This window comes from Hymenobacter armeniacus, from assembly GCF_014699055.1.
In the GTDB taxonomy this organism is placed as follows: Bacteria; Bacteroidota; Bacteroidia; order Cytophagales; family Hymenobacteraceae; genus Hymenobacter; species Hymenobacter armeniacus.
The window spans coordinates 631202-643375 of sequence record NZ_JACXAC010000005.1; the positions used below are offsets into that span (position 1 = coordinate 631202).

The window sequence follows — 12174 nt, forward strand, 5'->3', positions numbered from 1 at the left end:
AATCAACTGGTTGCGGGCGCGGGTTGCGCTTCTATATTTACGCGCCAGTCGCTGGTAACGCCGGCCTGGCCACGGCAATCAAGTCGTTTTTGACAGCCTTCGAAAACCTGCTTACACTCCAAAATTCCCTCATGCTCACTTCCTCCAAATCGCCGCGCCTGGCGCCCGTGCTAGCCGCTTCGCTGGCCCTGCTCGGCGCCTGCCAAAGCAACAGCTCCACCCAGGAAACCACCACCGCCTCCGACGCGCCCAAGGCCGACACCACGGCCGCCGCCCCGGCCGCCAAGCAGCCGCTGTCGCAGCCCCTCATCAGCAACATCTACACGGCCGACCCGTCGGCCCACCTCTTCGACGGCAAAATTTACATCTACCCCTCGCACGACATCGAGGCCGGCATTCCGGAAAACGACAAGGGCGACCATTTCGCCATGCGCGACTACCACATCCTGTCGATGGACAGCATTGGGGGTAAGGTGACGGACCACGGCGTGGGCCTCGACATCAAGGACATTCCCTGGGCCGGCCGCCAGCTCTGGGCGCCCGACGCCGCCTTCAAGGCCGGCACCTACTACCTCTACTTCCCGGTGAAGGACAAGCAGGACGTCTTCCGCATCGGCGTGGCCACCAGCAAAACGCCCGCTGGCCCCTTCAAGGCCGACCCCGCCCCCATTGCCGGCAGCTTCAGCATCGACCCAGCCGTGTTTCAGGACACCGACGGCAGCGCCTACATGTACTTCGGCGGCCTGTGGGGTGGCCAGCTGCAGCGCTGGCAAAAAGGCACCTACGACGCTAATGCCGCCGAAAAAGAGCCCAGCACCGACGTGCCCGCCCTCAACGCCCGCGTGGCCAAGCTCTCGGCCGACATGAAACATTTCGACGGCCCCGTGAAAGAACTGGTCATCGTGGATGAAACTGGCAAGCCTCTGCTAGCCAGCGACACCAAGCGGCGCTTCTTCGAAGGCGGCTGGATGCACAAGTACCAGGGCAAATACTATTTCTCCTACTCCACCGGCGACACGCACCTGCTGGTGTACGCCACCAGTTCTACGCCCACCGGCCCCTTCACCTACCAGGGCGTCATCATGGAGCCCGTGCAGGGCTGGACCACCCACCACTCCATCGTGCCCATCAAGGACAAGTGGTACATTTTCTACCACGACACCCAACTCTCGGGCAAAACCTGGCTGCGCAACATCAAAGTCACCGAGCTGAAGCGCCGCGCCGATGGCGGCATCGAGACGATAGTGCCGTAGGGCCGAGGGTAGAAAGACGGCGCAAAAAGCAACGTCATGCTGGGCTTGCCGAAGCATCTCACCCGCCGCAGTAAACCAGTCATCAGGGTTTAGCTGCGCGGCAGAGATGCTTCGGCAAGCCCAGCATGACGTTCTTGTTTAACGCATCTGGTACCCTCGAAACTTTCCGCCGCCCCTAATGCTTTAAGCATGCGTATTTTTGCATCCTCACGCGGCCCCGCCGCTTTTTAATTATACAGTACAATGGCAGTTTATCCCGAATACATGGTGGCGCCCATCCGCCAGGACCTCACCGAGGTTGGTTTTGAGCAGTTAATGACCCCCGAAGCAGTGGAATCGGCCCTGGCCGACAAAGAAGGCACCGTGCTGGTGGCCGTGAACTCGGTGTGCGGCTGCGCCGCCGCCAAGGCCCGCCCGGCCCTGAAAATGGCCCTGGCCAGCGCCGACAAAAAGCCCGGCAAACTCGTGACCGTGTTCGCCGGCATGGAAACCGATGCCGTGGCCAAGATGCGCGAGCACCTGCTGCCGTACCCTCCTTCGTCGCCCTGCATCGCCCTGTTCAAAGACGGCGAGCTGGTGCACATGATTGAGCGCTACCACATCGAAGGCTCCGACGCCATGCGCATCGTGAACAACCTTCAAGGCGCGTTCGAAGAGTATTGCTAGTTTGCAATCTAAGCCGCTGGCTTCGATTCGTAGATGGTCGTCCCGGTTTCGGGGCGGCCATTTTTTTTGCTGGCATCCTCGGGCTTCTCAGTTGGCTTGGTGAAGGCGATGAGCAGCGCCCCGCTGGCCATGAGCCCAGCGCCGAGCATCACCTGCCACGTGAGTTTCTCCTTCAGGAAAATGGCGGCCAAGGTTACCGAAAACACCAGGGCTACGTTGGTGAGCGGCGAGACGCGCGAGGCATCGCCGATGGACAGGGCCCGAAAGGACAGGAGGGAAGACGCGGCCGTGAGGACACCGGCTGCAATGAGGAACATCCAGCTTTTGCGCTCAATCTTGCCCAGGTCGGGCAGCAGGTTTTCCCACAGCACCGTGCCCCACGACACAATGATTATCAGCACGGCCTGAATGGCAAACGCCAGGCTGGGCGGTACGTTTTTGATGCCTGCTTTCGACAAGGTGACCACAGTAGCCGACACCAACGCCGCCAGCAACGCAAATACAACCCACATATATAATTCGCTAAGTATTTGCCAGGCAGCACGCTAGGCACTTAGGCAATACGCGGCGCCGGGGCCAGAGTTCGGCAGGCTTCGCAGCCGGAAACGAAAAAGGCCGCTTGGGGAAGCGGCCTTTTTTGTTTGGAAGCATGCCTTCGTCGGGCCTTTACAGCCCCAGCGACTTGAAAAAAGCGTCCTGGTTGGGCTCGCGGCCCAGGAAGTTTTTCACCAGGGTATATTCCTCGTCGGTGCCGCCTTTGGCCAGGATGTAGTCGCGGTAGCGCAGGCCGGTTTTGCTGTCCATGATGCCGTTTTTCTCAAACACCGAGAACATGTCCTCGGCGTACACCTTTGACCACATGTAGCCGTAGTAGCCCGCGCCGTAGCCGGTGAGGTGGCCGAAAGACGCCTGCATGTTGGTGCCGTCGAGGTAGGAGAAGGGCGTAATCTGGTTTTGCAGCTTTTTCAGCACGTCGGTGGTCGTCTCGGTGCCGTTCGGGTCGAACCGGTCGTGCAGCGTCATGTCCAGGGTGCCGTACAGAATCTGGTTCGAGGCGGCCAGGCCCGAGCCCACGTTGCGGGCCGTCCACATCTTGTCATACAGCGGCTTGGGCAGCACTTCGCCGGTCTGGTAGTGCTTGGCGAAGGTCTTGAGGGCGTCGTAGTTCCAGGCCCAGTTTTCCAGGATTTGGGAAGGGGCTTCCACGAAGTCGCGCTTCACGCTGGTGCCCGACTGCGCCGACAGCTCGGCCGTGGTCAGCAGGTTGTGCATCACGTGGCCAAACTCGTGGAAGAAGGTCACCACCTGGCCGTGGTTCATCAGGGCCGGCTTGCCGGCCGTGGGCGCGTTGAAGTTGCAGAGCAGCACGGCCGTGGGCAGCTGGTAGCCTTTGGCCGTGGCCCGGCCCGATTGCACCCCGAAGCAGGCCGCGTGGGTGTACTTGTTGTCGCGCGGGTACAGGTCGATGTAGAACCGCCCGATGAGCTGGCCGTCGCGCTGCACCTCAAACATGCGCGCGTCTTTGTGCCACACCGAAGGGTTCTTCACCTCGTTGAACTTCAAGGCAAACAGCTGCTGCGTGGTGTTGAAAAGGCCATCCACCACGTGGTTCACCTCGAAGTACTCCTTCACTTTCTCCGCGTCGACCTGGTACTTGTTCTGCATCAGCAAGTTGCTGTAGAAAGACGTTTCCCAGGGCGCTATCGTCTTCACGTTCACGTCCTTCAGGTAGGCGCGCTTCACGGCCAGCAGCTCGTCGAGGTCCTGCTGGCTTTTCACCTTCACCCGGTCCACCAGCTTGGTTTCGAAAGCCCACACGGTTTCGGGGTTTTTCACCATGCGGCTGCTGGTTTGGTAGGCGGCGTAGGTTTTGTAGCCCAGCAGCTGGGCTTTTTTCTGGCGCTCAATGAGCAGCTGCTTCAGCACGGGCAGGTTGGCTTCGGCCGCGCGGTTGTTGTAGAGTGTGTAGAGCTGCTTGCGCATGGGTTCCGACTCCGCGTACTTCATGAACGTGGTGTAAGAAGGCCCGTCCACGTTGATGCGGTACATCGCGCCCTCGCGCGGACGGCTTTTAATGTAGTCCTCCGGCAGGCCTTTCATATCGGCCTCGCTCACCAGCAAAAAGCTCCGGTCCTTGGCAATGTTGGCCCCAAAGGCCAGGGCCAGGTCCGATATTTTGTCGTTGAGCTTTTGCAGCTCCTGCCGCTTCTCGGGCGTCAGGGCGAAGCCGTTGCGCTCGTACTCGTCCACGGTTTCGGTCAGGAACTTCTTGCGCGGGCCGGTCAGGGCCAGTGCTTCCGGGGTCTTGGAGTAGTCCTTCACGGCCCGGTAGAGCTTTTCGTCCAGCTCCAGCTCGTTGCCATACTTGCTGATGAGGGCCAGGCTGCGCTCGGCTTGGTTGCGCACCGCCGAATCGGGGCTGGCGTTGAACAAGATGCTGATGGGGCCGGCCACGCTGCCAAAGTTGTCGCTCATGGCATCCAGAGGCAGCATGGTGTTGGCGAAGGTGCGCTTGGCGGCCGGCACGCTGTAAATGGTGGTCAGGGCCGTTTTGGTGTTGGCAATGGCCAGGGTGGTGGCCTGCTGCACATCGGCCTTGGTGGCCTTGCTGAAGGCGATGGGCTGGTTGAAAGCCGGCATCAGCGGGTTGGCGGCCGCTTTGGGCGCCGCGGGCGGGCCGCCGGCTTGGGCCTCGAGCGCGCTCATGGAGAGCAGCGCCAGCGCGCCGCGCAGAACCGCCCGGCAAGAAAAAGAAGTCGTCATACTTTAAAGCAGAAAAGTTAAAATGTCTGGCAAGTTAACAGGCGGTTGATTTCAGCAGGTCGTTTATGAGCGCCTGTCATCCTGAGCGCAGCGAAGGACCTTATCACGCTCGCACCGTCTGGACTACAGTAAATCGTTCTTCGGTGATAAGGTCCTCCGCTGCGCTTAGGATGACAGACGTGCACCAAAAAGCCGCCCCAACGAAACAACCTCTTGCGTAAGGTTGCTTTGTTGGAGCGGCTTCCGTGGATGCCAGCTCCGATTAGTTGGCCACTTCGCTGATGAACTTGATGCGCACCAGCCGCAGCTCTTCTTCGCTGAACTCGTCGCCCAGTTCCTTCATGGCCACGGCAATGTTGTCGGTCGTGGCCGACATGAAGTAGTCGTAAATCTCTTCCTGACGCTCTTCCTCCACCATTTCATCGAGGTAGTAGCCCAGGTTCAGGCGGGTGCCGGAGTAGCAGATGTGCTCGATTTCCTCCATCAGCTCGGCCATCGAAATGCCTTTCGACGAGGCCACGTCTTCCAGCATCATCTTCTTATCGATTTGCTGGATGATGTAGATTTTGATTTTGGAGCGGTTCACGGCCGACTTCACCACCACGTCCTCGGCAGTTTCGATGTCGTTGTCTTCCACGTACTTCTTGATGGCCGCCACGAACGGCGCGCCAAACTTCTGGGCCTTGCCCTGGCCCACGCCCGACACGTGCGTGAGGTCGTGCAGCGTGGTGGGGTAGGTGGTGGCCATTTCCTTCAGGCTCGGGTCCTGGAAGAGGACGTAGGGCGGCAGGTTCTTCTGTTTGGCCACCTGCTTGCGCAGCTCCTTAAGCTGGGTAAACAGGGCTTCGTCGTGCCCAGCGGCCTGCTGCACTTCCTCCTTTTCCTCGTCGGCCTTCTGCTCGGCGTCGAAATTGTGGTCGCGCGTCAGCGTGATAGAAGTCGGATTCTCAATGAAATCCATGCCTTTGTCCGTGATGCGCACCAAGCCCAGGCTGTCGATATCCTTTTCCAGGAAGCCGTTCAGCAGGCACTGGCGCAGCACCGAGTGCCAGAATTGGGCGTCGCCCAGCTCCTTGCCCTGGCCGTACACCGGCAGCGCATTGTGCGCGTAGCTCTCGATGTGCGGGTTGCTGAGCCCCAGCAACACTTGGCCGATGTGCGTCAGGTTAAAGCGGGCTTCGGTCTGCACCACGGCGCGCAGGGCCAGGCCCACGGCCGCTTCGCCCTCAAACCGCTCCTTGGGGTGCTTGCAGTTGTCGCAGAAGCCGCAGTCTTTCTCCAGCACCTCGCCGAAATAGTGCAGCAGCTGCCGCCGCCGGCACACCGACGACTCGGCATAGTTCGTCATTTCCTGCAGCAACTGGTGGGCGTTGTCGCGCTCGGTCACCGGCTTGTCTTTGCTGAACTTCTCCAGCTTCAGAATGTCGTCGTAGCTGTAGAACATCAGGCAGTTGCCTTCCAGGCCGTCGCGGCCGCCGCGGCCGGTTTCCTGGTAGTAGCCCTCAATGGACTTGGGCGCGTCGTAGTGCACCACAAAGCGCACGTCGGGCTTGTCGATGCCCATGCCGAAGGCAATGGTGGCCACGATGACGTCGCATTCCTCGTTCAGGAAGGCGTCCTGGTTGTCGATGCGGGTTTGCTGGTCGAGGCCGGCGTGGTAGGGGCGGGCGCGCACGTCGTTCACGCGCAGCAGCTCGGCTATTTCCTCCACCTTCTTGCGGCTCAGGCAATAGATGATGCCCGCCTTGCCCTTGTGCTGCTTCACGTACTGAATCAGCTGCTTCTTGGTGTTGTGCTTGGCGCGCACCTCATAGTAAAGGTTGGTGCGGTTGAAGCTGGTTTTGAACACCGACGCGTCGTCCATCTGCAGGTTCTTCTGAATGTCCAGCTGCACTTTGGGCGTGGCCGTGGCCGTGAGGGCAATAATCGGCACATTACCACCCAGGTTGTCGATGATGCCGCGAATCTTGCGGTACTCGGGCCGGAAATCGTGGCCCCATTCCGAGATGCAGTGGGCCTCGTCGATGGCCACGAAACTGATGGTGCTTTTCAGCAGAAACTCAATGGTGTCGTCTTTGGTCAGGCTTTCGGGCGCCACGTAGAGCAGGCGCACGTCGCCGTTCATCACGTCCTTCTTGACGCGGTTCATCTCCGTTTTGGTCAGCGTCGAATTGTACACCTGGGCATTCACGCCGAAGGCGCCGAGCTGGTCGACCTGGTTTTTCATCAGGGCGATGAGCGGCGAAATCACGATGGCCGTGCCCGGCAGCACCAGGGCCGGCAGCTGGTAGCACAGGCTCTTGCCCGCGCCCGTGGGCATGATGACAAACGTGTTGCGGCCCGCCAGTATGTTCTGAATAACAGCTTCCTGCGTCCCTCGAAACTGGCCGTAGCCGAATACTTCTTTAAGCGTATGTTTCAAATCGGCCGTGCGGACCGGGGATTCTTGAAGGGCAACTGTTGACATAGTTCGTAAGCTCAGATGAGGTGCGTATGGAAGCGCGGTTCTTAACGAAGATAAGCACGAGGATTGTTTTTTAACGTGAAAAATGGTGTTTTTCGTGAATTGTGGAAAACAATTTCGTAACGCCAAATACGTGGCCGCGTACTGGGTAAAATGCAAATGCCAGACGAACAAGGCGTTTGCAAACGGCAACGGGCGTGGCACGTTTAGCGGCTGAAAACGAATGGTTCCGGGCCACCGCTGGGGGCGTCGGGGCTCTGCCTCCCGCTTAGCTTCTGTGGCCGAATTTTGCAGCGCCATTTCCCGCTTTTGCTTTGCCCATGCCCGCTTCTTCCGCTTCCGCCCATCTGGCCGCCGCCGGTGCCGCCCCTTCGCCCGCCGACATGCTCACCATTGCCCGGCAGGTGCTGCACGAAGAGGCCGCCGCCCTGCACGACGTGGCCGAGGCCATTGGCGCCACCCCCGACTTTGTGCGCTGCGTGCAAGCTATTCTGCAGCTCAAGGGCCGCGTGGTGGTCACGGGCATCGGCAAAAGCGCGCACGTGGCCGGCAAAATTGTGGCCACGCTCAACAGCACCGGCACACCGGCCCTGTTCATGCACGCGGCCGACGCCATTCACGGCGACCTAGGCATGATTCAGCCCGAAGACTTCGTCATTGCCATCAGCAAAAGCGGCGACACGCCCGAAATCAAGGTGCTGGTGCCGCTGCTGCGCCGCAAGGGCGTGCCGCTGGCCGCGCTGGTGAGCCGCGCCGATTCCTACCTGGGCCAGCAGGCTACATACATCTTGCACGCGCCGGTGGCCAAAGAGGCTTGCCCCAACAACCTGGCGCCCACCACCAGTACCACCGCCGCCCTGGCCCTGGGCGACGCCCTGGCCGTGTGCCTGCTCGAAAGCCGGCAGTTCACGGCCGCCGATTTTGCCCGGCTGCACCCCGGCGGCACCCTCGGCAAGCGCCTCTACCTGAAAGTGGGCGACCTCAGCCGCCAGAACCAGCGCCCCCAGGTGCAGGAAGATGCCCCGCTAAAGGAAGTATTGCTCGAAATCTCCGGCAAGCGCCTTGGTGCCACGGCGGTGCTGGATGCCGCCGGCGAGCTGGCCGGCATCATCACCGATGGCGACCTGCGCCGCATGCTCGGCAGCTTCTCGGACCTGGAAAACCTGCGCGCCCGCGACATCCTCACGCCCCGCCCGGCCACGATTGACATCGAAGACTTTGCGGCCGAAGCCCTGGCCCGCATGCAGCAGCGCAACATCACGCAGCTGGTGGTGACGGAGCAGGGCGCCTTCGCCGGTTTTATTCACTTGCACGATTTGCTGCGCGAGGGCTTGGTGTAGCGGGTCCGGGTCCCGTGCTGCACGTTCTGCCGAAGTCTTACCTTTGTCGTAATGAATTCCACCTACCTCGTTGTTATGGCGGGCGGCATTGGCAGCCGCTTCTGGCCTTTTAGCCGCACCCACCACCCCAAGCAGTTTCACGACGTGTTGGGGGTTGGGCGCTCCATGCTGCAGCTTACCGTGGACCGGTTTGCCGGCGTGTGCCCCCGCGAAAACGTTTTCGTGGTGACCAACCGCGACTACACCCAGCTGGTGCAGGAACACCTGCCCGACCTGCCGGCCGACCAGATTCTGGGCGAGCCCATCGGCCGCAACACGGCCCCGTGCATCGCCTACGCCAGCTACCGCATTGCCCAGCGCGACCCGCAGGCCACCATCATTGTGACGCCCGCCGACCATGCCGTGCTGCGCGAAGACGAATTCCGACGGCTCATCCGCAAAGCCGTGGAAGCCGCCCGGGCCCACGACGTGCTCATCACGCTCGGCATTCAGCCCTCGCGGCCCGATACCGGCTACGGCTACATCCAGTACATGGACGAGCAGAGCCTGCCCGGCGGCGAGCTGCACAAGGTGAAAACCTTCACCGAGAAGCCCAACCTGGAGCTGGCCCGCATGTTTGTGGAAAGCGGCGACTTTCTCTGGAATTCCGGCCTGTTTGTGTGGCGGGCCGATGTGATTATCAACGCCTTCCACCAATACCTGAGCGACATCGCCGAAGTGTTTGACGAGGGCGCCGCGCAGCTCGGTACGCCCCAGGAAGAGGAGTTCATCGGCGAAGCTTATTCGCGCTGCCGCAACATCAGCATCGACTACGGCGTGATGGAAAAGGCCGACAACGTGTACGTGCTGCCCGCCGACTTCGGCTGGAGCGACGTGGGCACCTGGGATTCGCTGCACCGCATCGGCCAGCACGACGACAATGGCAACATGGTGAGCGGCGACGTGCTGCTCTACGACACCACCGGCTGCGTCATCAAAACGCCGGAAGATCGCCTCGTGGTGGTGCAGGGCCTGGAAGACTACATCGTGGCCGAGTACGACAACGTGTTGCTCATCTGCAAGCGCAGCGAAGAACAGCGCGTGAAGGAATTCGTAGCCGACGTGAAGGCCAAGAAGGGCGCGGGGTACAACTAGGCGCCGCCTGTCATTGCGAGCGCAGCGCAGCAATCCGTCCTGTCAGAGCCAGACCGCCCATTTACCTAAAAGCCCCGGCACTGCGCAGTGCCGGGGCTTTTAGGTTGTCCGCCATCCTTCGCTGCGCTCAGGATGGCAATAGTTGCTCTTTAAGATTGCGCCACCCGCTGGCGGGCCACTTCAAATAGCATGATGCCGGCGGCCACGCCCACATTCAGGCTTTGAATCTGGCCGGTCATGGGCACTTTCAGCTTCACGTCGGCCAGGCTCAGCAGGTCGGGCGAGATGCCGTCTTCTTCGGAACCCATGAGCACGGCCACGGGGCCGCTGAAATCGACCTGGGCGGCACCCACGGCTTCATCAGCTTTCTCGGTACAAGCCACTACGGTGATGCCCGACTGCTGCAGGAAGCGAATGGTTTCGTGCAAACTCACTTCGCGGCACACCGGCAGGATGTTGAGCGCGCCGGCTGAGGTTTTGAGGGCGTCGCCGTTGATTTGGGCCGCGCCGCGGCTGGGCACCACCAGCGCGTGCACGCCCAGGCACTCGGCGGTGCGGGCAATGGCGCCGAAGTTGCGCACGTCGGTGATGCGGTCGAGCAGCAGCAGGAAGGGCACTTTGCCTTCCTCAAACAGCCCGGACACGATGTTGTCGAGCGGGGCGTAGTCGATGGGCGACACGAAGGCCACGGCGCCCTGATGGTTTTTGCGCGTCAGGTTGTCGAGCTTCTCTACCGGCACCATCTGCACCTGAATGCCGGCCTCGCGGGCGGCGGTGGAAATGTCGGTAACCAAGCTGTTCTTGGTGCCGCGCAGCAGGAAGATTTTCTCCAGCGTGCGGCCGGCGCTTAGCGCTTCCAGAATGGGGCGCAGGCCAAACAGCATGTCGATGCTCGACGCCTGGGCCGGTCGGTTTTCGTAGCGGGGCCGGTCCTGGCCGCCGCGCGGGCCGTTTTCGTTGCGCTCGCGGTAGGGCGGGCGGCTGTCGCCGCGCTCCGGGCGGGCGGGGCGGTCGGCGCCGAAGTCGTCGCGGTTGTCGGAGCCGCCGCGGCCGCGGGGGCGGGCGGGGCGGTCGTCAAACTCGCTGCCGCCGCGGTCGGGGCGGAACTGTTTGGGGGTGACGGGGCGGTTGGCGCCGTCGTAGAAGCGGCGGCCGGCTACCGGGCGGGCAGGTCGCTGGGGACGTTCGGGCCGGTCAGGGCGGTCGGTGGGGTTCTCCATTTTTCAACGGCGGCATACCAGAGCAGTTCGTACTCGGGCCGGCGCACCAATTCGTAGTAATCAGGCGCAAAGGTACTCGGCCGGGGCCGGAAGCTGAAGGTGACGCCGCCGCCGCCCAGTCCCGCCTCCGGGTAGAACCACCGTTCCTCGCCGTCGAACAGCCGCCGCACGCTGGGCGGCGGGCCCATCACCACGTACAGCAGGCCCCGGTCGGTGAGCCAGCCGGCCTTGTGGGCGGCAAATAATTCGTTGGCGGCCATCACGCGGCCGTAGTAGCGGCGGATGAGCTCTTTGCCCAGATTTTGGTTGCCCTGGGCGATGTCGAGCCAGAACCGGTCCACGGCGCGCTTGGGGTCGGGGGCGTCGGTGAGCTTCTTGCGCTCCTGGCTGGTGGTGAGGTAGCGCAGCGGCTCGATGAGTTCGGCGGCCGTGGTGAGCTCGGGGTAGCGGTTGGGGGCCATCAGCACGGCCAGCACCGGCGGGCGGGTGCTGCGCGAGCCCACGCGCAGCGCGTACAGGCCGGGCTCCTCGAAGCGCAGGGGCTGGCCGGGGCGCGTTTCGGCCGAGTCGAGCACGGGCAGGGTGCGCGGGCCGGCGGGCATGGCGGCCGGGTTGGTCATGGGCGGCAGGGCCGGGGTTGGGTTCACGGCGTAGCGCTTCCAGCGCACGGGCTGGTAGAGGCCGTAGCTGTCCACGCCGAAAGACTCGCCGGCCTGCACGTAGCGCCGCAGCAAAGGCTGCCCCACCGAATCCACGAGCACAAACGGGCGCGCCAGCAGGGCTTCGGTCAGGCGCAGCCAGGCCGTGGTCGTGGGCTCCTGGTAGTCGTCTTTGGCGTCGGGCAGCGTGGTGTTGAACTGTAGCACGGTGCCGGTCGGCAGCCGGCTCGCGGCCACGCAGAAGCTCAGGCGCACCCCATCAGGGAAGGGGATGGCGTGCTGCTGGCGGCGGGGCACGCTGTCTTGCCACAGCGGCTGGCGGGCTTCGTAGCTGGGCCAGGCGGTGAGGCGCAAGGGGTGGCCGGGACCCAGGCGGGCGGGCGGGGGCAGGCGCAGGTAAAAGCGCAGACTGTCGCCCTCGCGGCGGGTGTCCACGTCCAGCCGGGCCACGTCGCGGTAGAGGCCGGCGTAGTCGGGGCGCGGGGCCAGGGGCTGGCGCGCGACGTTTGCCGCCAGCGTCGCCAGCAGCAGGCAACCGATTAAGCTGAGGACAAAATTGCGTTTCATTGCCATGTTCATGCGAAGACGCCGGCTGGAATACGTCAAATTAGCCATTTCCTGCTGCAAACGCTCAAACACGGCCGATGGTATTGGAAAAGAATAGACTTCGGGCAT

At 62.4% G+C, this 12174-nt stretch carries 9 protein-coding genes; 4 read left to right on the plus strand and 5 right to left on the minus strand.

From position 1 onward, the window contains the following. Window positions 1-131 precede the first annotated feature (131 nt). Complete coding sequence (locus IC234_RS17395; protein WP_190927062.1) at window positions 132-1253, plus strand: glycoside hydrolase family 43 protein; 1122 nt, start codon at window positions 132-134, stop codon at window positions 1251-1253. A 243-nt stretch (window positions 1254-1496) separates the two neighbouring features. After that, on the plus strand, window positions 1497-1919 hold the full coding sequence (locus tag IC234_RS17400) for a BrxA/BrxB family bacilliredoxin (protein WP_190927064.1): 423 nt from the start codon (window positions 1497-1499) through the stop codon (window positions 1917-1919). Between the two features lie 8 nt (window positions 1920-1927). Here IC234_RS17400 and IC234_RS17405 read toward each other — a convergent pair whose 3' ends face one another. From IC234_RS17405 to recQ, 3 genes are all read right to left on the minus strand, one after another. After that, window positions 1928-2431: an EamA family transporter gene (locus IC234_RS17405; RefSeq protein WP_190927066.1), complete on the minus strand. Its 504-nt coding sequence runs from the start codon at window positions 2429-2431 to the stop codon at window positions 1928-1930. Window positions 2432-2585: 154 nt separating this feature from the next. After that, the gene (locus tag IC234_RS17410) at window positions 2586-4682 is read right to left on the minus strand and encodes a M3 family metallopeptidase (RefSeq protein WP_190927069.1); all 2097 of its coding nucleotides are present in this window, start codon (window positions 4680-4682) and stop codon (window positions 2586-2588) included. A 262-nt stretch (window positions 4683-4944) separates the two neighbouring features. Next, window positions 4945-7149: a DNA helicase RecQ gene (gene recQ, locus IC234_RS17415; RefSeq protein WP_190927071.1), complete on the minus strand. Its 2205-nt coding sequence runs from the start codon at window positions 7147-7149 to the stop codon at window positions 4945-4947. 380 nt (window positions 7150-7529) lie between these two features. On the opposite strand from recQ, the gene IC234_RS17420 reads away from it, so the two are divergent. Beyond that, a complete protein-coding gene (locus IC234_RS17420; RefSeq protein ID WP_190927183.1) occupies window positions 7530-8486 on the plus strand; it encodes a KpsF/GutQ family sugar-phosphate isomerase in 957 nt (318 codons plus the stop codon). 51 nt (window positions 8487-8537) lie between these two features. Continuing rightward, complete coding sequence (locus tag IC234_RS17425; RefSeq protein ID WP_190927073.1) at window positions 8538-9620, plus strand: mannose-1-phosphate guanylyltransferase; 1083 nt, start codon at window positions 8538-8540, stop codon at window positions 9618-9620. A gap of 149 nt (window positions 9621-9769) precedes the next feature. Here IC234_RS17425 and rlmB read toward each other — a convergent pair whose 3' ends face one another. Both rlmB and IC234_RS17435 read right to left on the minus strand, forming a co-directional pair. Then, window positions 9770-10840 (minus strand): 23S rRNA (guanosine(2251)-2'-O)-methyltransferase RlmB, encoded by a 1071-nt coding sequence (gene rlmB / locus IC234_RS17430; protein ID WP_223827738.1) that lies wholly within the window; start codon window positions 10838-10840, stop codon window positions 9770-9772. Further along, window positions 10777-12066 (minus strand): GWxTD domain-containing protein, encoded by a 1290-nt coding sequence (locus tag IC234_RS17435; protein WP_190927075.1) that lies wholly within the window; start codon window positions 12064-12066, stop codon window positions 10777-10779. The genes rlmB and IC234_RS17435 overlap by 64 nt, the downstream gene beginning before the upstream one ends. Window positions 12067-12174: the final 108 nt, after the last annotated feature.